Raw genomic sequence first — 22,812 nt, forward strand, 5'->3', positions numbered from 1 at the left:
AGGATATTTCCCAGCCCCGAGCGGGCTACTCGCACTAGCGTAGAAGTATGCAACTGAGAGGGGCCTGAAGTGGCCGACGACTCCCTACCCCCGAACGATCAGAACCCGAACGAGCCGAGCGACGAGTTTCGTGACATGCTGCGCGACATTCTGAGTGGCAAGAGCGGAATCGACCCGAGCCAGCTTGCCGGTGCTGCCGGCCTGCCGAACGATCCGGCCAGCGTGGCCGCCCTCATGCAACAGCTCCAGGGTGCCATGAACTCCCAGGGCACCGGCGTGGACTGGCAGATTGCGCTCACCCAGGGCCAGCAGCGAGCGGCCAACGGCCAGCTCATGGCGACCGATGAGCAGCAGACCCAGTTGCGTCAGGCCTTTCACATTGCGGCGCTCTGGCTCGATGACGTCATCTCCGTGGCCGAACTGACCGTTGAACCACGCCTCATGACCCGCCGCGAATGGGTCACCGCGACCATGCCGCTCTGGACTCAGCTGGCCGAACCCGTTGCCACGAGCATCTCCGACTCTCTGACCCGCGTCTTCGCCGAGCAGGTGCCCGAGGAGATGCAGGGCATGGTCGCCAACGCGAGCCAGCTCGTGCGCAGTATCGGCGGCACCCTGTTCGCCATGCAGCTCGGCCAGGTCGTCGGCCAGCTCGCCAGCGAGGTCGTCAGCGGCGGCGACGTCGGCATTCCGCTGCTCGGCGAGCAGCAGGCTGCACTGCTCCCCCAGAACGTTGCCGACTTCGGCAACGGCCTCGACGTTCCCGCAGACCAGGTGCAGATCTACCTGGCCGTGCGCGAGATCGCCCACGCCCGTCTGTTTCGTCATGCCCGCTGGCTGCGCCTGCACCTGACCAGCGCGGTCACCGCTTACGCGCGCGGAATCAGTATCGACTCCAGCCGGCTCGAAGAACTCGCCGGAAGCTTCGACCCGTCGAACCCGGAAGACCTGCGTCAGGCCATGGTCGACGGTTCGCTCATCCAGCAACAGGACGAGTCACAGATTTCAGCCTTGGCCCGCCTCGAAACGATGCTCGCCCTGGTCGAAGGCTGGGTCGACATCGTCACCGCTCGCGCCACCATCCGACTGCCCAAAGCGGATGCCATCGCCGAGACGGTCAAACGCCGCCGAGCCTCCGGTGGCCCAGCCGAATCCGCCTTCGCGACCCTCGTCGGTCTTGAGCTTCGCCCGCGCCGATTGCGGGAGGCTGCTGCCCTGTGGCAGGCCGTGACGGATGCCGTGGGTAACGAAGCGCGCGACGCGCTCTGGTCGCACCCCGATCTGCTGCCCACCGAGCAGGACATCGACGATCCCCAGAAGCTCATTGCTCGCCTCACGAGTGCGGCTCGTGGCGAGCCCGACGTGCTCGACGACGTCGACCAGGCTCTCGAAGACCTGCTGCGCGATGACGGTGCCGAGCGCCCGCACGAGGAATAGAACACTTTTCTACCCCTCAGGGGGGGGTCGCAACGTTGCGGCAACCTTTGCTGATCTACCGTCGTGCAACGGACGAAATGTCCCAAACGAAGGAGTTTGGCAATGACGATTACCGAGAGCGATCCGAAAAAATCCACCCGGGTGCCCACGACCATGCACGCGGCCGTCGTGCACGAGTTCGGCCAGAACCTCACCATCGATGAGGTACCGGTACCAACCCCCGGCCCCGGCCAGGCCCTGGTCAAACTGATCAGCAGCGGTGTCTGCCACACCGACCTGCACGCCGTTGAGGGCGACTGGCCGGTCAAGCCGAGCCCGCCATTCATTCCCGGCCACGAGGGTGTCGGCGAGGTCGTCGCCCTCGGCGCCGGCGTCGATGACCTCGCCGTCGGCGACCTGGTCGGCAACGCGTGGCTCTGGAGCGCGTGTGGCAGCTGCCAGTACTGCCGTACCGGCTGGGAGACCCTCTGCGAAGCGCAGCAGAACGGCGGCTACAGCGTCGACGGTTCGTTCGGACAGTACATGCTCGTCGACTCCCGCTTCGCCGTGCGCATTCCTCACGGCGCCGACCCGATCGAAATCGCCCCGGTGCTGTGCGCCGGCGTCACCGTCTACAAGGGCCTCAAGATGACCGAGGCCCGTCCGGGCCAGTGGGTCGTCATCTCCGGCATCGGTGGCCTCGGTCACATCGCCGTGCAGTATGCCAAGGCGATGGGCCTGCGCGTTGCCGCCGTCGACATCGCCGACGACAAGCTCGCGCTCGCGCGCAAGCACGGCGCCGAACTCGTGATCAATGCTCTTGACGGAGACCCGGTCGCCGCCATTCAGAAAGCCACCGGCGGAGTGCACGGCGTACTCGTGACCGCGGTTCACCCGGCCGCCTTCGGCCAGGCAATCGGCATGACCCGTCGTGGCGGCACCATCGTCTTCAACGGCCTGCCGCCGGGAGACTTCCCAGCCCCGATCTTCGACATCGTGCTCAAGGGCCTCACTATTCGCGGCTCCATCGTGGGTACCCGCCAGGACATGGAAGAAGCCCTGCAGTTCTACGCGCGCAGCCAGATTCACCCCACGGTCTCCGAACGCCGCATCGACGAGGTCAACGAGGTACTCGACGAGATGAAGCACGGCAAGATCGACGGTCGCGTGGTCATCCGCTACTAGGTTGCCCCACCACGATCTGCACTGAGGTGCGGGCTGCGGATACGTTCGAATCCCAATGTTCGAGCGTGGTCGCGCCCGCACCTCTGGTGTGCCTGTGGATAACTTCTCCGCGTTCTGGCCAGGTGCGTCATCATGTCGGCATGGCCCTCCGACTGAACCCACGATACCCACTGGTCTGACGCACACCGGATTGCGTCCAACTCGGCGTGGACCACGCCATCGTCACGATCGGCGGGCTCACTCTCGCCCACGAAGCCGTGCTGTCAGCCCTCACTGCTGGGGTGCATCGATCGGGTGCGCTGCTGTTGGGAACCCTCGCCGGGGCATCCGCTGCGGAGGTGGCGCACCTGCTCGAACTGCTCGAGCCGGCACTGCTGTACGTGCCGGACGATGCAGAACCCACGGTCACGCCCCTGCCCCGCACCGTGCTCGTTGACGGCGTCGGGCCGACCGCTTTTCGGGTGCGCACCCTGCTGTCCAACCTCGGCATCGAGGATCCGCTGCCCGGCGACGAACCCGACCTGGCCGTGCTGGTCGGGCAGTACGTTTTCTCACCCGAGCGTCACGGACACTGGCTGCGCCGTGATATTCCGCACCTTCCGGTGGTGTTCAGCGACAGCGCGGCGCGGGTCGGGCCGCTGGTCGAACCGGGCCAGGGGCCCTGCCTGACCTGCCTGGAACTGGCACACGTTGACACTGATCCGGCATGGCCGGCCATGGCCTGCCAGCTGGCCCCGCGACAGGCCCCGAGTGAAACGCCCAGGCTGAGTTTTGAGGTGGCCGCCCGAGTGGCCGGGCTCGTACAGGATCGCCTGGAGACGGGCCGGTCAGCGGTGTTCGCCCGGTCGTTGAGCATCGACGCCGTCACCGGTACCGTCACGCGGAGCGAGCACCGGCTCCACGAGCGGTGCGGCTGCCAAGCTCTTGCAGAAAACGAGACCGTTCCCGAGGCGCGCGAGCCTGCACACCCGACGACGACCAGCTGAGCGCGAGTCGGCGGCGGGCCCGGGTGATGCCGACGTAGAGCAGACGACGTTCCTCGTCGATCTGATCGAAGGTGCTGGCATAGCTGATCGGCACGAGACCTTCGCTGAGCCCGACCACGAACACGTCATCCCATTCGAGGCCCTTAGCTGAGTGCATCGTGGCGAGCGTCACGGCCGACACGGTCGGTTCGTGCTGGCCGGCCTGGCGTTCCATCAGCTCGTCGGTGAACTGGCGAAATGTGGTTCCCGGTGCGGCTTGGTCGACCAGCCCCATCAGGGCATTGAGGGATTCCCACCGAGCCTGCACCGCGCCGCGCGTCTCCGGCGCCGTCTGGCTCCAGCCGAGCGAACGCAACACGTCGCTGACCGACTTGAACAGCGGTTCCCCGACGATCGAAACGGATGCCGCCCTTAGGCTCATCACCGCCTGCTTCACCTCCGGCAGGTCGAAGAACCGTTTGGCCCCGCGAATCTGGTAGCTCACCCCCACCTCGGTCAGCGCCGTTTCGAGCAGCGCGGCCTGCACGTTGACCCGGAACAGAACGGCCACGTCTTCGGGTTTGGTGCCGGTGTCGATGAGATGCAGGATCTGCTCGGCGACGCCGCGCGCCTCGGCCATATCGGAGGCATAGCCGCGCACTGTCGGATCGGGGCCGCCGTCGGACTGTGCGGCGTGCAGGGTCAGCGCGCCGGAACGGCCGCGCATGAGCTGGTTGGCAGTGGCCACGATCGGCGCCGTTGACCGGTAGTTCTGCTCAAGCCGCACCACGGTGGCGTCCTCGTAGTGTTTGGGAAAGTCGAGCAGGTAGTCGCTGCGGGCGCCGGCGAAGGAGTAGATGGTCTGGCTGGCATCGCCGACGACGCAGAGGTCGCGGCGGTCGCCGAGCCAGAGTGCGAGCAGGTCGTGCTGAAGCGGGGAGACGTCCTGGTATTCGTCGACGACGAAGAATCGGTACTGTTCGCGCACCTGCAGTGCCACCGACGGTTCGGCCTCGATCATGCCAGCCATGGCGAGCAGCACGTCTTCGAAGTCGATCTGTTTGCGATCGTCTTTGAGCTTCTCGTAGGTCTGCTGCAGGGCGACCACCTGGTCCACATCGAGCCGACCGGGCAGGCTGCGTCTGGCGATGCCGGCAGCGTACTGCTCGATGCTCAGGCCGCTGGTCTTGCGCCATTCCACCTCGGCGGCGAGGTCGCGCAGGGTGGCGGTGTCGATTTTAAGGTGCAGGGCTTCGGCGGCGTGGCCGAGAATGCGCCCCTTGCCGTCAAGGATGCGTGGTGCCTGCCCGCCGACGACGTGCGGCCAGAAGTAGTTCAGTTGGGACAGCGCGGCGGCGTGGAAGGTGCGCGCGGCCACTCCCCCGGCGCCGAGCTGCCGCAGACGACCGCGCAGTTCGGCGGCCGAGCGGCTCGTGAAGGTGAGCGCCATGACCCGGTTGGGAGCATAGGCGCCGGTCAGCACGCCGAGCGCGATGCGGTGGGTGATGGCGCGGGTCTTGCCGGTGCCGGCCCCGGCGAGCATGCAGACCGGGCCGATCAGCGCTTCGGCGGCAATCCGCTGCTGCTCGTCGAGGCCTTTCAGTAAGGAATCGGCGGTCACCGTCACGGTCGGATCAGTTCCGTCGCGGCGGGCAGCGGGGCGCCGAGCCAGCGCTCGATCATGGCGTGCGCGATCGAGGACGGGCCGGGCAGCAGCATCCACTCGCCGGCGTCCTGCAGTTCCTGCCGGCTGAACCAGCGCAGCGCCAGAATCTCGGCGCCATCGGGCAGCAGGTCGTGGGCGGGCTGGTCGTCGGCTAGCCGGGCCGTGAACCCGCACATGACCGAGGCCGGAAACGGCCACGGCTGCGAGCCGACATAGGCCGGGTCGGTGACCCTCAGGCCGGATTCCTCAAACATTTCGCGGATCACGGCCGATTCCAGGGCCTCGCCGGGTTCGACGAAACCCGCGAGCAACGAATATCGGTTGTTCTCCCACATAGCGTTGGAGCCGAGCAGAATGCGATCGTCGGCGTCGGTGATGAGCACGATCACGGCCGGGTCTGTGCGCGGAAAAACCTGGCTGTTGTCGACCGGGCAGCGACGCACCCAACCGCCCTCTTCGACCACAGTTGCGGCGCCGCAGCGCGGGCAGTGAGCGTGTGAGGCGTGCCAGTTGAGCACGCCGAGGGCCTCGGTAAACAGGCCGGCGTCACGGTCATCCAGCACGGTCGCGACCGTGCGCAGGCCGACCCAGCGCGTGGAATCGGACTCGAGGCCGACAGCGGCGGCATCATCGAGCTGCACGGCGACGATTTGCGTCCCGAATGCTTCGGGCAGGTCGGTCGAGAGCGACCGGCCCAGGTAGACGCGCAGGCTCGGGTTCTGTGCACTCATCGGCAGGCTCGTCGGCGACAGCAGGGCGAGGTGCACGGCGCCGGTGTGGTCCTTTGGCGCGAGCAGAATTTTACCGTGCCAGACGGGCAGAACGCGGGTGGCGGCATCCGCCCAGAGCTGGTCGAACAGCCCGGGAACGCCACGGCTGAGATGATCGCGGTCGATCGCGTGCCGAGACAGCGGCAACCGCGTCGTGAAAGTGAACGACATGGTGAATCTCCGAGCTCTGCGAGAACGTGGGTGTGGAGGCGTGGCGAATAACCAGCAGGTGCGTAATTCGATCTAACCTAGTAGGCATGGCCAGAACTCAACTCACTCTAGCCGCGTTAGCCACCTCCGCTGTTCCGGGGCTCGACGTGGCCTACGCCCGTAAGCACAGTGCCGGCGCGCACGGACTGTTCGACTCGGCGCTCGTCATCGACAGAGACGGGCGGGCGCTGATCATTCGCGTTCCTACCAGCCAGTCGGCCGAAACGGAGCAGTCCGCTGACCTCGTGGCGTTGCGCGCGCTCACCACCGGCAATCGCAGCCGGCTGCCGTTCGACGTTCCGGAATATGTCGGCCAGACGCCGATTCAAGGTACCCGCGCGGTCGTCTACGAGCTGCTGGCCGGTGACAATTTCGATGCGGATGCCCTCACCGGGCACGAGGGCGTCTCCGGGTCGATCGGGCGGGCCATCGCCGCGATCCACTCACTGCCGAGCGCCTTCATCGGCACCGCCGGGCTTCCCCAGCAGAGCGCGGAACAGTGTCGCAAGGATACGATCGACCTGATCGACCGCGCCGCCAACACGGGCTACCTGCCCGCCGCGCTTCTGCGCCGCTGGGAACAGGCCACCGACGACGATGCGCTGTGGCAGTTCGCACCGGCCGTGGTTCACGGGTCGATGTCGGCCGATTCCATTCTGATCACCGACGACGCCGTGTCGGGCATTCTCGGCTGGTCGGGCCTGGCCGTCGGTGACCCGGCCCGCGACCTGCACTGGTTGCTTGCCGCGCGCGGTAACGCCGCCGAACTGGCCATCGATGCCTACTCGAACGCACGCCAGGGCAGTGATACCCACATCACCCAGCGCGCCATGCTCTATGCCGAGCTCGAGCTGGCCCGCTGGCTGCTGCACGGCGCGAGCAGCCACGACCAGTCCATCGTCGATGACGCCGTCGCCATGCTCGACGGGCTCGTCGATACCGTGCACAGCCATACCCAGCAGCCGCTCTCCCCCGAAACCGGCCCGATCATGACCGTCGACGACGTGGAGACCATGCTCGACCACATGCCGCGCGCCGCTCGGGATTACGACCAGCACGCAGCGATGCACACCGACAGCTACAACTTCTCGGGACTGACCATCGATTCCGAATCCGACGACGACTCCGAGGATGCTTCGTCGAGCACCGGGGTCATCGCCCCAGACCAGGCGGCGAGAAGGTCTGCCTCGGAGTAGAGACGCTCCGGGGCTATGACGGTGTCGTCGGCCACGAAGTAGAACACCGCGTCGACAATGCTCGGATCGATCCCCTTCCACCGGGCATAGGCCAATCGGTAGAGCGCGAGCTGCGTCTGCTTGAGTTCGAGGTCGGCGGCGTTTTTTGGTGCCCGCCCGGTTTTCCAGTCGACCACCTGAAACCCGGTCGGCGTTTGGTAGACGGCGTCGAGCTTGCAGACAAAGACCTGGCCGCCGAGCACGTGGTGAATTTCAATCTCGACGTCGACGGGCGCCCGATCGGCCCATTCGGACCGTTCGAAGGTAGCTTGCAGTACCGCGAATTGCTCCTGCTCCGGCACCCCGAGGTCACTCAGCGTGCCGGTACCGCCGTCGTCGTCGGTGCCGAAGTCGAGTTCGTTCAGTGCGGCATCGACGCGGTCGGTACCGGTGGCACCGCCGGCGCGGCTCTCCACCCAGGAGTGGAACAGAGTTCCCAGCCGCGTGGCCCGATAGGGACGCTGCGGCATCGGGCGCCGCAGCTCGGCGGCGACTCCGGCCGGGTCGTCGACGTAATCCTTGAACCGGGAGGCCGGAATGCGGGTGGGTACGGGGGCCGCCGCGCCACCGGCCAGCCGCAGGGCGCGTTCCTCGAGCAGCAGGGTGACCGCGTGGGACCAGCGGGTGGGGGCATCCGCTTGGCTGCCCGCCACGCGGGTCGCTGCGGCTTCAACGAGCGCGCGACGGGTACCGAGCGGGTCGAACGGCCACAGTTCGGTGCCGTCCTCGGCGGAATCCGGCTTGACGACCTCGTCGCTCGTGTCGGGGATGGCGGGGATGAGGCCGGCCTCGGCGAGTTCGGTCAGGTAGCGGCTGGGCCGCCGCATGGTCGATCCGGGGCCCCAGAACGAGCCGGTCAGCAGCAACTCTCGTTTGGCGCGGGTGGTGGCCACGTAGATGAGCCGGCGTTCTTCGTCGTCGTGCCGTGTCGCCAGCTCGGCCTTGTAGGTCTGGAAAGCCAGCTCGTAGTCGAGCTGGGTCTCGTGGCCGATGATTTCAAGTTCGGGCAGTTCGGAGCGGTCGCCGCGAAAACCGTAGGGCAGTTCGCCGAAACGCAGCCAGCCGCTGGTGTCGCGAGCAGCCGCGGGGAGGCTCTTCTCGGTCAGGTTGGGAATAGCTACGAAGTCCCATTCCAGGCCCTTGGCGCCGTGAATCGTGAGCAGCTGCACGGTGCCCTGTTCGGAGAGTTCGGCGCGCGGGCCGAGGTCATCCTGCAGCTCCGCGCGCTTCAGCCAGCGCAGAAAACTGGCCAGGGTGCCCTGCTCGTCACTGTCGAGGAAGGCGGCAACCGTGTCGTGGAAGGAGTACAGGTTGGCCAGTCCGAGATCGTTGGCCTCGTTCGCGGTCAGTTCGATGTCCAGCCGAAATTCCTGCTCGATCAGGCGCACGAAGTCGAGCAGCGGCAGGCCGGCGCGGGATCGCAGCCAGGCCAGCTGCCGACCGGCCGACTGCACGCGGGCGCGCCCCAGCTCGCTGAACCCGTCGAACTGGCCGTGGGAGTCAGGCGCAGTGCCGAGAAAATCGAGCGCATCGACAAGGGAACTGCCCTCGTCGCCGGCGACGGATGCCCGCAGCTTGCCCCGTAGATCGGCCGAGATGGCCTGCTGCGCCCAGTCATGTCCGGCCAGCCAGCGCGCCACGTCGGCGAGCGCCGCGAGGTCGCGGGCGCCGACCCGGTAGCGGGCGCCGCTGAGCAGGCGTACCAGTTCGCTGCCGGCAGCCGGGTCGTGCACCACACGCAGCACGCTCACGACATCGGCGACCTCCGGGGTCGAGAGCAACCCGCCGAGGCCGAGCACGTGGGCGCGCACACCGTGCGCCCGCAGTACCTCGGCGAAGTAGTCCATCTCGCGGCGCGCACGAAACAGCATCGCGCCGCTGTAGTCGGCGGGCCCGTGGTCGCCGACCAGCCGGGCGGCAAACCAGTCGGCGACCGCGCCGGCCTCCTCGGCGATGGTTTGCGCCATGACCGCGTCGACAGTGCCTGGTCTGGTGCCGGTCGGCACCTTGAGCGTTTCGACCTGGATTCCGCCCGGCTTGGCCCGCAAGGCTTCGCTGAGCGGCGCGACGAGGGCGTTGGCGGTATCCAGCACGCGAGCGGGATTGCGCCAGGTGAACGACAGCGACATCGTCGGAGCGGACGCTGCGGCGCTGAAATCCTGCGCGAAGCCGAGCAGGTTTGCGGAACTGGCACCGCGCCATCCGTAAATCGACTGGTGCGGGTCACCGACCGCCATCACCGGGTGGTCACGAAACAGGGTGTGCAGCAGCTCGGTCTGCAACACCGAGGTGTCCTGGTATTCATCGAGCAGCACCACCCGATACTGGTCGCGGTAGCGGTCGACGACCGCATCGACCTTCTGGCAGACCTGGAGTGCAAGGGCCACCTGGTCGGAGAACTCGATCAGGCCGAGGCGCCGCTTCTCGCTGCTGTAGTGCGCGGCGAGTTCGGCCAGCACCGGCAGCGGTGCAACCGAGGCCAGGGACTCGACCGCCGAATCGTAGGGCTTCTTCTTGCGCGGATTGCCGTAGGGCAGATCGGGGAGGTAGGCGAAACTCTGGGCCAGAGCGGCGAGGTCGTGCGGCGCTCCCGGGGCGCCGTCGTGCCAGGCTGGCGGGTTCTCGGCGAGGGCGCGACTGAGCTGCAGCACGGCGTCGGTGACCTGGTCGAGGCTCTTGCCGAACGGCACGAGGCGGCCGTCGCCGTGCTCGATGACGACCCGCCGGGCGAGCAGCCAGCCGCTCGTTTCGCTCAGCAGAACCGACTCCGGTTCCCGGCCGAGCAGCAGAGCATTGTCGGTGAACAGGCGACTGGCGAAGGAGTTGTAGGTGGAGACGTTCGGAGTGTTGAACAGGTCGGAACCCGCCGCTGCGGTGGAGTCATCGCCGTCATCGGTGCCGGCGATCATCGGCATGAGGCCGGCTCGGTCGAGCTCGGTGATGCGCCGGTTGATGCGCTCTCCCAGTTCGCCGGCTGCCTTCCGCGTGAAGGTGAGCCCGAGAATCTGGTCGGGACGGGCGTGGCCGTTCGCGAGCAGCCAGAGCACCCGGTTGGCCATGGTCTCGGTCTTGCCACTGCCGGCTCCGGCGACCACCAGGGTGGGAGTGAGCGGCGCCTCGATCACCGCCTGCTGTTCGCTGGTGGGCGGCGGCAGTTCGAGTTGCGCGGCGATGTCGAGGGCCGAAATTGTCGAGATCGTCGTGCTGAGACTCATGAGCTGACCTGCTTGATGACGTGGATTCGGCAGGACCCGTGGGACCGCGGGTCGAGGCAGTGCGAGGTGATCTCGGCGATGAAGGTGGCGCCGCCCATGCCCGTCGCGTCGGCACCGACCCGCTCGCGGAAAGCAACGAGCTGCTCCGGCGTGAAGGCGGGCTGGGTGGGATTGCGGTAATTCTGTTTGACCGTGCCGGACGAGACGATGACCAGGCGGGCCCCGGCCAGGTCCATATCCCCGGACACGCCCTCGATGACGCCGTCCTGGAACGCTAGCTGATAAGCGCCGAGTTGCGGATGCTCCGCGACGCCGACATCGCTGGTCGCGTCACCCTTGCCGGTTTTCAGGTCGACGATCACGGCCCGGCCGTCGGCCTGGCGTTCCACCCGGTCGATGGTGCCGGAGAGCACGGCACCGCTCACCTCAAGCGTGAAGGTGCCCTCGGCGCTCAAAAGCTCACCACCGCCGCGTTCGAAATCGAGCAGGTAGGAGGCGAGCCGGTCGGTGAGCTCCCTGGCTGCGACCTTCTGCACGCGCGACTGCCAGTCAGCGTCGAAGTCGAGCTCATTCCAGCGCGCCTCCACGCCCTGCCAGAGCGCTTCGGGCCGGCGATCGGTCGCGTCTTCCATGACCTTGTGAATGATCGTGCCGAGGTTCGCTGCGGTGTTCGAGCTGCCACCGCCGACCTGGCCGATCAGCCAGTGCAGCGGGCAGGTTTCGAAGGCCGCCATGCGCGACGGCGAGACCCGCACGGGCTCGTCGCCGGCCTCTGGATCGTTGAGCGGGCGCACGGTGCTGGGGTCGGTCAGCCCGTACCACTGGTCGGGCGCAGCGCCGGGCACGTTTTCGCTGGCCAGGCGGGCCAGCGTGGCCGCGGCATCCGCTGCCCGGGCGACCGTCTCGGAGTCGGTGCGAGCCGGCGAGCGGATGGCGCGGGTTAGGTCGCGGCGCAGCCGCCCGGCCAGGCCGCGCAGCGACAGGGGGTAGCGGCCAAGATCGTCAACGCCCAGGTCGGGCTCAGGCGCGGGCAGCAGGCGCAGAAACACCGAGGGTTCGTTCTCTTCATTGCTTACGGCGGTGACGAGCAGTTCGGTCGTGGCCCGGCTGGCGGCCTGGGCGAACATGCGCAGTTCGTCGTGGAGTACCTGGTTGCGGGCAGCGGTTCCGGCCAGCCCCGTATCGCCCTGTCCCGAAGCAACCAGGGCCAGGTCACCGGCGCCGAGCAGTGACCCGCGGATGCGCAGGTCGGGCCAGACGTTGGCCTGAACGCCGGCGAGCACGACGATGTCGAAATCCCGTCCGATGGTGCCGCTCGGCGTCGACACGATGACGGCAGCGCCGAGCGAGCGCGGCGCGAGGGTGTCTTCGGGCACATCCGTGTCGACGAGGTGTTCGAGGAACAATACCGGCGGGGCCGATGGCGTGCGCTCGACATAGCGCTGGGCGGCGGAGAACAGGGCGACGACGGCGTCGAGGTTGTGGTTGGCTTCGTCGGCGACGATTCCGGTTCCGGTGGACTGTTCTTTCCACTCTCGCTCGAGACCGCTGCGCTGCCACAGGCCCCAGAGCAGTTCTTCGATGGTGGCGCCAGCGTCGTATTCGATTTTGGCCTGGCGCAGGCTGGCTCCGCAGCCGGCCGCACGGCGGGCGGTGCGGTTGTCGATGGTGAGGAGCAGCTCGGGGTCGAGGAGGGCGGCAACGAGCAGGTCGTCAGCGCTGCGCGGTTCGGCGTTGTCAGTGGCCAGCTCCTGTTGGCGCAGCGCTGCGCGCAGCCGGCGCAGGGTGATCGGGTCGAGTCCGCCGAGCGGGCCGCGCAGCAGCAGGGTCGCTGCTTCCGGGGCGAGCGGCTTACGGCCGAGGATTACTTCGAGGGCCAGGATAAAGGCCCGCACCGCGTACTCGTCGCGCAGCGCGGTGCTCGCCGTCGAAATCTGGGTCGGCACTTCGAGGGCTGCGAGCCCCTTGGAGATCGAAGGGACCAGCGACCCGGTGCGCACGATCACGGCCATGCGGGACCACGGAATGTCGTCGATCACGTGGCGTTCGCGCAGCAACCGGGCGATCACAGCGAGCTGATCGGCCGGGCTGCTCGCAACGACGGTGTGCACGGATTGGTCGAGATGTTCGCCCGGAACGGCCGTCACACTCGTCTGTTCGATCGTGGCCGGTTCGATGCTGGCTTGTTCGATGCTGGCCGCGGCACGCTGGGTTCCGGCCGCTGCCGCCCCGATCCGGCTGGTGATCTCCGCGACGACACGACGGATGCCCGACCCGTGCCGGTAGACCGTCCCCAGCACGATCGGCGCGGCCACCCGGCCGCCGTCTGCGGGCACGCCGGGACGCAGGTACGAGCCGAGACGGCCCAGGGCATCCGGGCGGGCCCCGTGGAACGAGCCGGTGCTGATGTCGGGGTCGCCGACGGCGACGATCGCTACCCCGCGCGCCTGAAACTGGGCGAGCAGGGTGAGCGTGGCCTGGGTGACCTCCTGCGCATCGTCGAGCACAATCAAGCGCAAGCCGGCCAGCGAACCGAGTGTTGCAACGCCCGCCATTCCTGCCTCGGCACCGGCCACGATCGCGGCGGCATAGCGGGCAAGCTCGGTGGAGTCGAACTGGCCCGGGCGAGCCTGGTCTTTGGCCTCCTCGTAGCCGCGAATGAACTCGGCCGCCGCAACCCACTCCGGCCGACCGAGGCCGAAACGCTCGAGCTGGCCAGGGGTCACCCCGTATTCCACCGCTCGCATCATGAGGTCGCGCAGTTCGGTGCGAAAACCGCGCAGGCGGCGCACGTCGGCACCGAGCGTGGCCGGCCAGGCCGGCCCTGCTCCGTCGTCGAGGTGGCCCTGCAGCAGTTCGGCGATGATCTGGTCTTGCTCGCCACCGGTGAGCAGCGTGGGCGGAGGATCACCGGCCTGGGCCACGGCGGAACGCACAATCTGAAAGGCCACCGAGTTGGCGCTGCGAGCCAGCGGACCGTTGGTGGGCACACCGAGGCGCAGTGCGAGCCGGTCGCGCAGGGCTGTGGCACCGGCGCGGGTCGGCACCAGCACCAGAACCTCGCTCGGCGAATAGCCACGGTTCAAGACCCGATCGGCCACGAGTTCGACGAGCGTCATGGTCTTGCCGCTGCCTGGCGCGCCGATCACCGCGCCACTCACCCCGTCGGGGAGGTCGAGAACGGCCTGCTGGGCGGCATCAAGGTCGAGGTTGGTCACATTTCAACGGTAACGGGTTGCGCCGACAGTGAAATCGGTCAGGGCTGGTCTGCGTTCTGTCGTACTCTGGGCGCAAGGCTACGAAAGGCAGTTCGGTGGATATTCGCATTGGTATTTTCAACTCTCCCCGGGAGATTGGTTTTGAGACTTCGCAGCCAGCGACCGAGATTGAGGAGACCGTTGCGGCGGCCCTCTCCGGTCAGACCGGCTACCTGAAGCTCAGCGACAGCAAGGGTCGCGTCTACATCGTTCCGACCGTGGGCCTGGCCTACGTCGAACTCGGCAGCGAAGAGTCACGCCGCGTCGGTTTCGTCGCTTAACGCACATGGAACTGCTGTTCGTCGCGCTGTTCGGCGCGGTCATCGGCCTCGCCGCGCGGTATTTTCTGCCCGGGCGGTCCACCCAGGGTTCGGTGCTGGTTCCGGCGATCGGAACGGTCGCGGCATCCGCGGTCTGGGTCGGGCTGACCTGGCTCGGCTGGGATTGGGCCGGCGGGTGGATCTGGTGGGTGTCTCTCGGGGCCGCCGCCGCTGCATCCGTTGTGCTGAACCTGGTGATTAGTCGACGACGTATTCACGCCGACCAGCGGATGCTGCAACTCCTCGCCAAAACCGGCTCGCCCGACACCGCGTAGCGTTCGGGGCGCTCGCTAAGCAGTGAGGCCGAGTCCGTCCATGCGGCGGGTGTGTGCGGCGATGAGCTCGGTGAAGACCGGTTCGATGCGCGCCTCGGCTCCGTCGCCTCGGTCACTACCAGGATCGGCGGCTGGCATCGCCGACCGGGCCACGAGCAGGGTGTCTCCGACGAGTCGGCGACCCCACATGGCCAGCCGGGATCCGAGCGCCACGTCGTTTTCGATGGCGGTCTGCAGTTCGTGCACGAGCACGTCGGTGCCGGAATCCTCGCCGAGCAGCTGCGCCACCCGCGGGCCGATGTCGCGCGGCAGGCCGTCAGAGAGTCGAATGAAGAAGTCGTCGAGAAGACCGCCGGCGAGGTAGCAGCTCAGCAGCAGCTCGTGCCAGTTCGCACCGCTGGTCTTCTGGCGAAACTCATCGAGGCCGGCGACGAACGGGGCCATCTCGGTGGCTGGCTCGTGCCCGCGGCGACGAATCTCGGTGATCAGGCCGTGATGCTTGCTCAGGGCCCGACCGGCGGCGGCGCTGAGGCCTTCCTTCACGGCGAGGTTCGGCGCTGTCGCCACGGCGCGGGCCAGGCTTTCGAACTCGCCGAGCTCGCAGTAGGCGGCCTGGCCGAGAAAATGCTGCACACCGGGAGCGAGGGAACTGATGTCCACTTTTTCGGTTGGCTGGAGCGCCCCGCGGGCGGAAAGCCGGGGAGCTTCATTGCGCTGCGGGCGCCGACCGAACCACGTGACCACGGGCTTAGCTTAGGACAGCGCGCCTGTGGCCGCGGTACAGGCGGGGCAGTAAGGTGGAATTACGTCGCCGGCAAGGATCGGCGGCCGCTGCCCGAGACGCAAAAACGGGCGCACTTCGCTTCCAGTTAATGACAGGCATACATTCGTGACTTTCTCCGAACTTAATATTGACCAGGACATGGTCGACTCCCTTGCAGCCAAGGGCATCCTCGAACCGTTCCCCATTCAGACCCAGACCATCCCCCTCGCCCTGGCCGGCCAGGACATCATCGGCCAGGCCAAGACCGGCACCGGCAAGACCTTCGGTTTCGGCCTTCCGGTCATTCAGCGCCTCGGCCTCGACCCCGAGCCCGGCGTGCAGGCACTCATCGTCGTTCCAACCCGAGAACTGTGCGTTCAGGTTTCCGAGGACCTCGAGCTCGCTGCGGCCGGCCGTAACACCAAGATCGTCTCCATCTACGGCGGCAAGGCCTACGAGGGACAGATCGAACAGCTCAAGGCTGGCGCGCAGATCGTGGTCGGCACCCCCGGGCGCCTGCTCGACCTGGCCAGCCAGCGTCTGCTCACCCTTGCCAACGTGCGCGAGATGGTGCTCGACGAGGCCGATAAGATGCTCGACCTCGGTTTTCTCTCCGACATTGAGAAGCTGTTCGCGCAGACGCCGTCCACTCGCCACACCATGCTGTTCTCGGCGACGATGCCCGGGCCGATCGTGGCCCTCGCCCGTCGCTTCATGAACCGCCCGATCCACATTCGTGCGACCGACCCCGACGAAGGCCTCATGCAGGCCAACATCGAGCACCTCGTCTACCGTGCCCACAACATGGACAAGGACGAGGTCATCGGCCGCATCCTCATGGCCGAGGGCCGCGGCAAGACCATCATCTTCACCCGCACGAAGCGCGCCGCCGCGAAGCTCGTCGAAGAACTCGGCGACCGCGGCTTCAATGCCACGGCCGTGCACGGCGACCTCAACCAGGAACAGCGCGAACGCGCCATGGCCAGCTTCAAGAGCGGCAAGAAAGAAATCCTGATCGCAACGGATGTCGCTGCTCGCGGTATCGACGTCGAAGACGTCACCCACGTGATCAATCACACCATTCCCGAAGACGAGAAAGCATACCTGCACCGCGTCGGTCGCACCGGCCGCGCCGGCAAGACCGGAATCGCCGTCACCTTCGTCGACTGGGACGACCTGCACAAGTGGTCGCTGATCAATAAGGCGCTGGACTTCGGCCAGCCCGAACCGATGGAAACATACTCTTCGTCGCCGCACCTCTACACCGACCTGAACATTCCGGCCGGTTCCAAGGGCCGCCTGCGTGCAACCCCGGTTAAAGACGTCGCTGCTGGCGACACTCGCACCGGTGGCGCCGGTCGCTCGGGCGGGGCACGCAGCGGCGCTGGCGGTCGCTCGGACTCCGGTCGGTCCGGCGGCGCACCGCGCGGTGGTCGATCCGAGGGTGGCCGCGGTCGTGGTGATTCAACGCGCGCAGCCGATCGGGCGGCAACGAGCCCGGTGACCACCGGCGCCGACGAAGGCCGGCCCGCCCGGTCGCGCACTCGCGTCAGTTCCAGCACCAATCCGGATGCCCCGGCCGCTACCCCGGCAGCCGGCACTCACGATGGCGGCGGAGCCGAGCACCACGACGGCAACAACGCGCCGCTGCGTCGCAGCCGCACCCGTCGTCGCTCACCGCAGACCGGCAGCAGCATCTAGCAGCTGATCAAATCATGAGGGCCCGGCATCCGGGCTGACACCGTTTCGACCGTGCCAGCCTGGGTCCGGGCATTTGTGTATTGGTGCCCCGGCATCCGCTATTGCGGTCAGCCGTTGAGAATCAGCCGTAGACGGGAGCTGAGCCGCGCCCCTGCGCGATGATGCGGTCGAGCACCTCGGGGGCCGTCGTGTTCTCGCCGAGCCGGTTGGGCTTGCCGGTACCGTGGTAGTCGCTCGAGCCGGTGACCAACAGCCCGAACTTGGCGGCGAGTTCGTACAGCCGAGCGGTGGGTTCCGGGTTGTTTTCACGGTGACCCAGTTCGAGGCCGAACAGGCCGGCCTCCACCATGGTCTTCAGCCGGGACTCTTCGACGACCTCATTGATGCCGCGCGTGGCGGGGTGCGCGATGACCGGCACTCCCCCGGCGGCACGCACCAGTTCGATCGCGCGCAGCGGGTCGGGCGCGTAGTGCGGTTGAAAGTAGCCGGCTTTCCAGTGCAGAATATCGGCGAAGGCCGCGCTGCGGTTCCGGGCATGGCCGCGGGCCACGAGGGCGTCGGCGATGTGTGGCCGACCAACGGTGGCATCGGGGGTGGTCTGGGCGAGTACGTCGTCCCAGCTCAGGTCGTAGTCGACCCCGATGCGAGCGACCATCTGCTCGGCCCGGCTGAGCCTGGCCGCCCGCACCCTGGTCATCTCGGCCAGCAGGGCCGGATCGGTCGGGTCGAAGAGATATGCCAAAAGGTGCACACTCGCGTACTGTACCCGCGTGCTGAATTCCATTCCGGGAATAAGCGTGATTCGGTCGGTGCGCGCGGCAGCGGATGCCTCGGCCCAGCCGGCCGTGGAGTCGTGGTCGGTGAGGGCAATCGTGCCCAGGCCCGCAGCGGATGCCGCACGAACCAGCTCGGCCGGCGTCTCGGTACCGTCCGACACGCTGGAGTGCGCGTGCAGATCGATCGGACCCTGGAATTGCCGCGCGACTGCCATCACCCCATGCTAGTTGTCCACCCGAGCCCCCTCCTCTCTGCGCGAAGCGCTGGGGATTCCCCAGAATTCTCATCTACAGTTCAAAACAATGTTCACGCGACTCTTCCGGGCACTGATTCTCATCGCTGCCGCCGTTTTCCTGCTGGTCCTGACCTGGCCGCAGGCGTTCGGCCTGCACAACACCTGGGTCGTCGCACACCTCGTGTCGTTTCGGGCGATCGCCGTGATCGGTGCGATCGTCGGCCTCGTGCTGTTCGGTCTGCTGCGCTTCATTCGGCCGCTGCGGCGAACCCTCGGCATGGTCATGGTACTGCTCGCCCTGTTCGCCGTGGCCAATCTCGGTATTCTCGCCTCCCGCGGCTTCACCGCTGATACCGCCGATGTCAGTACGGCGCCGACTAGTTCCGCCGACTCCGTCACCGTGCTCAGCTGGAACACACTGGGAGACGCTCCGGGCGCCGCGGTCATCGCCGCGGAAGCGGTGGCTCAGAATGCCGACATCGTCACCCTGCCCGAAACAACAGAGGCGACCGGTGTCCTGATCGCCAAACTGATGCGCGACGCCGGCCGGCCCATGTGGGTGCACACACTTGCCTTCGATCTGGTGTCGAAGGCTCGTTCCACCACCCTGCTGATCAGTCCGGAACTCGGCGACTACGCCGTGAGCAACGCGGCCGGGTCCGGCCCGCCGGGCAACACCAACGTGCTGCCGACCGTTGTCGCCAAACCGGTGGACGGCAGCGGACCGACCATCGTGGCCGTACATGCCGTGGCCCCGATCCAGTATGAAATGTCGAACTGGCGCAGCGACCTCGACTGGCTCGCCACCCAGTGTCAGGCCGACAACGTGATCATGGCGGGCGATTTTAACTCGACCCTCGATCACATGGCCGACCGCGCCGGTGCGCCGGACGCTGTTCTCGGAAACTGCGGTGATGCCGCGCTATCGGCCGGCGCAGCGGCCGTCGGCACCTGGCCCACCAGCATTCCCGCGCTGCTCGGCAGCCCCATCGATCACGTCATGGCTACCCCGAACTGGCACGTGAGCGCGCTGCAGGTGATCGAGTCGCTCGACGGTGCCGGCAGCGATCACCGGCCGATCGTGGCCACGCTCACACCGGCCGCGTAGACCGCGCAGGCACCGGCATCCGGTCATCGCAGCATCTGCGCCACGGTGATCGGCCGCCGCCCAGAGTGCGGTGCGAGAATGGTGCAATGGCTGATACCACTGCTTCCGCTCTTATTCCCGCTGCTCTTACTCCACCCGTGCGCTCGAACGAGAACCGTTCGACCACACCGGGATCTACCGGCTTCAAATCGTTCATCGCGAGCGGCTGGGCCGATCGCACCGACGTGCTGCCGCCCGCCCGCGAACAGGCGCCCTTCGCCGCCGCCCGACGTGCGCGGCTCTCTGCCCAGTACCCCGGAGCGCGCCTGATCATTCCGGCCGGCCGATTGAAGCAGCGCTCCAACGACACCGACTACGCCTTTCGTGCACACTCCGCCTTCGCGCACCTCACCGGCTGGGGCAGCGACAGCGAACCCGGCGCCGTTCTCGTGCTCGAACCGACGGATGCCGGCCACGACGCCACACTGTACTTTCGGGAACGAGCCGGCCGCGACTCCGACGAGTTCTACGCCAACCCCGACATCGGCGAATTCTGGATCGGCCCGCGCCCATCGGTGGCCCAGGTCGCGAGCGATCTGGCTCTCGATGTGCGCGGCATCGCCGAGCTCGCCGGAGTGCTGAACGCCGTCGACAGCGAAACCCTCGTGCTGCGGGAGGCCGACCCGACCTTCACCGAGCAGGTCGACGAAGCCCGCCTGCGCTTCGCCGCGGAACGGGTACTCGGCAGCAACGCCACCGATTCCCCGTTCAGCATCGAGATCAACGCCGAGCACGAGCCCGACGCCGGCTTGGCCCGCGACGTCTCCGAACTGCGCCTGGTGAAGGATGCCTACGAGATTGCGCAGATGCGCCTCGCCGTCGCCGCGACCGCGCGCGGCTTCGACGATGTCATCGCCGACCTGCCGCGTTCGAGCCAGCACGCCCGCGGCGAGCGCCTGGTCGAGGGCGTCTTCAACACCCGGGCGCGCAGCGACGGCAACACGGTCGGCTACGACACCATCGCCGCGTCCGGCCCGCACGCCTGCATCCTGCACTGGACCCGCAACGACGGCGTCGTCGCCCCCGGCGACCTGATTCTCATCGACGCCGGCGTTGAGCTCGACAGCTACTACACCGCCGACATCACCCGCACCCTCCCGGTCAACGGCGTCTACACCGACGTTCAGCGTCTGGTCTACGAGACCGTTCGTGAAGCAGCGGATGCCGCCTTCGCCGTCGTTCTCCCCGGCGTGGTGTTTCGCGACGTGCACGCTGCGGCAATGAACGTCATCGCGCGCCGCACCGCCGAGTGGGGCATGCTTCCGGTCTCCGCCGACGAGGCCCTGCAGCCAGAGAACGGCCAGCACCGCCGCTACATGGTGCACGGCACCAGCCACCATCTCGGCATCGACGTGCACGACTGCGCGCAGGCCCGCCGCGACATGTACATGGACGGCGTACTCGAACCGGGCATGGTCTTCACCATCGAACCCGGCCTGTACTTTCAGCCCGACGACCTCACCGTTCCGGCCGAATTCCGCGGCATCGGCGTGCGCATCGAAGACGACATCCTGGTGACCGAGACCGGTGCCGAAAACCTCTCGGCCGCGATCCCCCGAACCGCCACCGAGGTAGAGGCGTGGTTGGCGGCGTCCAAGCGCTAACCGGTTCGCGAGAGCGCAAAAAGTGCCCGTTTGAGAATCTCAATCGGGCACTTTTTGCGCTCTCGCGTGACTATTCAGAGGGGGTGACGGGTGCCGGGGGCTCGTCGCCCAGCAGGTTGCGGGCACGGTGTACCAATTCGGGATCGACGATGATCTGGTAACTGGTCGCGATGACCTGCATGGTCGAGGTGAAGTCACGCCGGCGCCGGTTGATGGCGTAGCTTGCGATCCCGAGCAGCATGCCGAACCCGGCGCCCATGATGAGGGCGGCGAACACGAACGGCAGGCTCGATCCGGTCGGCGAGAACAGAAAGAACAGGATGCCGAAGAAGATTCCGAGCCAGGCACCGGATGCCGCCCCCGCGAGCGCGACCCGGCCGTAGGTCAGTTTGCCGGTCACCCGCTCAACACTCTTGAGGTCGTTGCCCACGATCGAGAGCTGTTTCACCGGAAAATCGGCCTTCGCCAGCGTGTCGACGGCGGCCTGCGCGTCAGCGTACGTGCTGTAGGTGGCGAGCACCTCCCCGCGCGGCAACACGGGGGGCAGCACCGGGCGGCGTCGGGAGAAAAGGCTCTGGTTGCTCATGGCCCCATTCTTTCATGACGGCCGGACTGCGGGGCTGAGTGGTCGTTCAGCGAAAATGAACCCTTCGTGCCGGGCAACGATTATCAGGCCAGTGGCCTACATTTATAGTGTGAGTGCCACCAGAGTTTTTGTTGCCCGACTGGCCGGGTGCACCGTTTTCGACCCCGCGGGCGACCGCGTGGGCAAGGTGCGCGATGTTCTCGTGGTGTATCGAAAAAACGACCCGCCCAGCGTTGTCGGCCTGATCGTGGAGATACCGGGCAAACGGCGCGTGTTCGTGTCGATCAATCGGGTCACCAGCATCGGCAGCGGCCAGATCATCACGACCGGCCTGATCAACGTGCGCCGCTACGAACAGCGCGGCGGCGAGGTGCGCGTCATCGCCGAATTACTCGGCCGCAAGGTGCTCTTCACCGACGGTTCCGGCGAAGCCACGATTGAAGACGTCGCGATCAAGGAGGGCACGGAGGCGGACTGGGCCATCAGCCAACTGTTCGTGCGCCGCCCCAAAACCAGCGCCTCACCGTTCGTCAAGGGCGTCACGACCTTCGCCACCTGGGCCGAGGTACGCGAAAAAGAAACCAAGGGCCAGGCGCAATCCGCCGAGCACCTCATCGCGACCTACTCCGACCTTAAGCCCGCCGACCTTGCCAACACCCTGCTCGACCTGCCGCGCGAGCGCATGTTCGAGGTAGCCGGTGAACTGCCGGACGATCGCCTCGCCGACGTGCTCGAAGAGATGCCCGAAACCGACCAGGTCGGCATTCTGACCAGCCTCGGCGACGCCCGCGCCGCCGACGTGCTCGACCAGATGCAGCCCGACGACGCCGCCGACCTCATCGCCCAGCTGCCAGAGGAGCGCGGCGAACAGCTGCTCGACCTGATGGAGCCCGAAGAAGCCGAAGACGTACGCTTTCTGCTCTCCTACGCCCCCGACACCGCGGGCGGGCTCATGACGACCGAACCGATCATTGTTTCAGCCGACGCCACCGTCGCCGAAGGACTCGCGCGCATCCGTCGGCACGACCTGGCCCCGGCGCTCGGCGCGGCGATCTGCGTGACCCTGCCGCCCTACGAAGCTCCCACCGGCCGATTCCTCGGCATGGTGCATTTTCAGCGGATGCTGCGCTACCCGCCCCACGAACGCCTCGGCACGCTGCTCGACGCCGGACTCGACCCGGTCACCGCCGACACGTCGGCCGCCGAAGTGAGCCGTATCCTGGCGAGCTACGACCTGGTGTCGGTGCCCGTGGTCGACGAGAACTACCGACTGGTCGGGGTGGTGACGATTGATGACGTGCTCGACTACCTGCTGCCCGACGACTGGCGCAGCCACGACGGCAATGATGATGTGCGCCGCCGGGCCGCAGCCCGCAGCGAACTGAGAACCGGCAGCATTCCACTGCCCGGAGCGCAAAGGACGACTCGTGGCCCACAATAACCGCCGAACCGGCAGCATTACCATACCAATACTGCCCGGAGCGC

At 67.2% G+C, this 22,812-nt stretch carries 17 protein-coding genes; 10 read left to right on the forward strand and 7 right to left on the reverse strand.

The window, feature by feature from the left end; translation table 11 throughout:
• Nucleotides 1-135: 135 nt before the first annotated feature.
• From CXY78_RS10140 to CXY78_RS10150, 3 genes are all read left to right on the forward strand, one after another.
• Complete coding sequence (locus CXY78_RS10140; protein WP_104089444.1) at nucleotides 136-1,437, forward strand: zinc-dependent metalloprotease; 1,302 nt, start codon at nucleotides 136-138, stop codon at nucleotides 1,435-1,437.
• 153 nt (nucleotides 1,438-1,590) lie between these two features.
• Nucleotides 1,591-2,601, forward strand: coding sequence for an alcohol dehydrogenase AdhP (adhP, locus tag CXY78_RS10145; protein WP_104089446.1), 1,011 nt, complete (start codon nucleotides 1,591-1,593; stop codon nucleotides 2,599-2,601).
• A 206-nt stretch (nucleotides 2,602-2,807) separates the two neighbouring features.
• Nucleotides 2,808-3,587 carry a TOMM precursor leader peptide-binding protein gene (locus tag CXY78_RS10150; RefSeq protein WP_092341522.1) on the forward strand — a complete coding sequence of 260 codons (780 nt, stop codon included), beginning with the start codon at nucleotides 2,808-2,810 and terminating at the stop codon, nucleotides 3,585-3,587.
• Here CXY78_RS10150 and CXY78_RS10155 read toward each other — a convergent pair.
• Together CXY78_RS10155 and nudC are read right to left on the reverse strand one after the other, a co-directional pair.
• The gene (locus tag CXY78_RS10155; protein ID WP_092341523.1) at nucleotides 3,478-5,187 is read right to left on the reverse strand and encodes an ATP-dependent helicase; all 1,710 of its coding nucleotides are present in this window, start codon (nucleotides 5,185-5,187) and stop codon (nucleotides 3,478-3,480) included. The genes CXY78_RS10150 and CXY78_RS10155 overlap by 110 nt on opposite strands.
• A gap of 2 nt (nucleotides 5,188-5,189) precedes the next feature.
• Nucleotides 5,190-6,173, reverse strand: a complete 984-nt coding sequence (nudC, locus tag CXY78_RS10160) for an NAD(+) diphosphatase (protein ID WP_092341524.1) — start codon at nucleotides 6,171-6,173, stop codon at nucleotides 5,190-5,192.
• Nucleotides 6,174-6,259: 86 nt separating this feature from the next.
• On the opposite strand from nudC, the gene CXY78_RS10165 reads away from it, so the two are divergent.
• Entirely contained in the window at nucleotides 6,260-7,408 is a 1,149-nt protein-coding gene (locus tag CXY78_RS10165; protein WP_140425694.1) for a phosphotransferase, read from the forward strand.
• Here the strand turns inward: CXY78_RS10165 and CXY78_RS10170 are convergent.
• Both CXY78_RS10170 and CXY78_RS10175 read right to left on the reverse strand, forming a co-directional pair.
• A complete protein-coding gene (locus CXY78_RS10170; RefSeq protein ID WP_092341525.1) occupies nucleotides 7,291-10,662 on the reverse strand; it encodes an ATP-dependent DNA helicase in 3,372 nt (1,123 codons plus the stop codon). The genes CXY78_RS10165 and CXY78_RS10170 overlap by 118 nt on opposite strands.
• The gene (locus CXY78_RS10175) at nucleotides 10,659-13,880 is read right to left on the reverse strand and encodes an ATP-dependent DNA helicase (protein WP_233206152.1); all 3,222 of its coding nucleotides are present in this window, start codon (nucleotides 13,878-13,880) and stop codon (nucleotides 10,659-10,661) included. Before CXY78_RS10175 ends, CXY78_RS10170 begins: the two co-directional genes overlap by 4 nt.
• Nucleotides 13,881-13,975: 95 nt before the next feature.
• Here CXY78_RS10175 and CXY78_RS10180 point away from each other — a divergent pair, with 95 nt between their 5' ends.
• Nucleotides 13,976-14,200 (forward strand): DUF3107 domain-containing protein, encoded by a 225-nt coding sequence (locus CXY78_RS10180; protein ID WP_092108379.1) that lies wholly within the window; start codon nucleotides 13,976-13,978, stop codon nucleotides 14,198-14,200.
• Nucleotides 14,201-14,205: 5 nt separating this feature from the next.
• A complete protein-coding gene (locus CXY78_RS10185) occupies nucleotides 14,206-14,514 on the forward strand; it encodes a hypothetical protein (RefSeq protein WP_092341526.1) in 309 nt (102 codons plus the stop codon).
• Nucleotides 14,515-14,529: 15 nt separating this feature from the next.
• Here CXY78_RS10185 and CXY78_RS10190 read toward each other — a convergent pair whose 3' ends face one another.
• On the reverse strand, nucleotides 14,530-15,258 hold the full coding sequence (locus CXY78_RS10190; RefSeq protein ID WP_104089268.1) for a ferritin-like fold-containing protein: 729 nt from the start codon (nucleotides 15,256-15,258) through the stop codon (nucleotides 14,530-14,532).
• 145 nt (nucleotides 15,259-15,403) lie between these two features.
• Here CXY78_RS10190 and CXY78_RS10195 point away from each other — a divergent pair, with 145 nt between their 5' ends.
• Entirely contained in the window at nucleotides 15,404-16,978 is a 1,575-nt protein-coding gene (locus tag CXY78_RS10195) for a DEAD/DEAH box helicase (RefSeq protein ID WP_104089269.1), read from the forward strand.
• A gap of 121 nt (nucleotides 16,979-17,099) precedes the next feature.
• Here CXY78_RS10195 and CXY78_RS10200 read toward each other — a convergent pair whose 3' ends face one another.
• A complete protein-coding gene (locus tag CXY78_RS10200) occupies nucleotides 17,100-17,969 on the reverse strand; it encodes a PHP domain-containing protein (protein ID WP_104089271.1) in 870 nt (289 codons plus the stop codon).
• Between the two features lie 88 nt (nucleotides 17,970-18,057).
• On the opposite strand from CXY78_RS10200, the gene CXY78_RS10205 reads away from it, so the two are divergent.
• Together CXY78_RS10205 and CXY78_RS10210 are read left to right on the forward strand one after the other, a co-directional pair.
• A complete protein-coding gene (locus tag CXY78_RS10205) occupies nucleotides 18,058-19,098 on the forward strand; it encodes an endonuclease/exonuclease/phosphatase family protein (protein WP_104089272.1) in 1,041 nt (346 codons plus the stop codon).
• Nucleotides 19,099-19,184: 86 nt separating this feature from the next.
• Complete coding sequence (locus CXY78_RS10210; protein WP_104089274.1) at nucleotides 19,185-20,741, forward strand: aminopeptidase P family protein; 1,557 nt, start codon at nucleotides 19,185-19,187, stop codon at nucleotides 20,739-20,741.
• Between the two features lie 70 nt (nucleotides 20,742-20,811).
• On the opposite strand, the gene CXY78_RS10215 is transcribed toward CXY78_RS10210, so the two are convergent.
• Nucleotides 20,812-21,327 carry a general stress protein gene (locus tag CXY78_RS10215; protein ID WP_092341532.1) on the reverse strand — a complete coding sequence of 172 codons (516 nt, stop codon included), beginning with the start codon at nucleotides 21,325-21,327 and terminating at the stop codon, nucleotides 20,812-20,814.
• Nucleotides 21,328-21,436: 109 nt separating this feature from the next.
• Between CXY78_RS10215 and CXY78_RS10220 the strand changes: the two genes are divergently transcribed.
• The gene (locus tag CXY78_RS10220) at nucleotides 21,437-22,768 is read left to right on the forward strand and encodes a magnesium transporter MgtE N-terminal domain-containing protein (protein ID WP_092341551.1); all 1,332 of its coding nucleotides are present in this window, start codon (nucleotides 21,437-21,439) and stop codon (nucleotides 22,766-22,768) included.
• The last annotated feature ends 44 nt before the right edge of the window (nucleotides 22,769-22,812 follow it).

The organism is Cryobacterium sp. N19 (assembly GCF_002929595.1).
In the GTDB taxonomy this organism is placed as follows: domain Bacteria; phylum Actinomycetota; class Actinomycetes; order Actinomycetales; family Microbacteriaceae; genus Cryobacterium; species Cryobacterium flavum.

Bases quoted from the DNA above. Each gene is read 5' to 3' on its own strand.
- CXY78_RS10140 (WP_104089444.1), top strand. From the start codon at position 136: ATGCTGCGCGACATTCTGAGTGGCAAGAGCGGAATCGACCCGAGCCAG.
- adhP (WP_104089446.1), top strand. From the start codon at position 1,591: ATGCACGCGGCCGTCGTGCACGAGTTCGGCCAGAACCTCACCATCGAT.
- nudC (WP_092341524.1), bottom strand. From the start codon at position 6,173: ATGTCGTTCACTTTCACGACGCGGTTGCCGCTGTCTCGGCACGCGATC.
- CXY78_RS10165 (WP_140425694.1), top strand. From the start codon at position 6,260: ATGGCCAGAACTCAACTCACTCTAGCCGCGTTAGCCACCTCCGCTGTT.
- CXY78_RS10170 (WP_092341525.1), bottom strand. From the start codon at position 10,662: ATGAGTCTCAGCACGACGATCTCGACAATTTCGGCCCTCGACATCGCC.
- CXY78_RS10185 (WP_092341526.1), top strand. From the start codon at position 14,206: ATGGAACTGCTGTTCGTCGCGCTGTTCGGCGCGGTCATCGGCCTCGCC.
- CXY78_RS10200 (WP_104089271.1), bottom strand. From the start codon at position 17,969: ATGGCAGTCGCGCGGCAATTCCAGGGTCCGATCGATCTGCACGCGCAC.
- CXY78_RS10205 (WP_104089272.1), top strand. From the start codon at position 18,058: ATGTTCACGCGACTCTTCCGGGCACTGATTCTCATCGCTGCCGCCGTT.
- CXY78_RS10210 (WP_104089274.1), top strand. From the start codon at position 19,185: ATGGCTGATACCACTGCTTCCGCTCTTATTCCCGCTGCTCTTACTCCA.
- CXY78_RS10215 (WP_092341532.1), bottom strand. From the start codon at position 21,327: ATGAGCAACCAGAGCCTTTTCTCCCGACGCCGCCCGGTGCTGCCCCCC.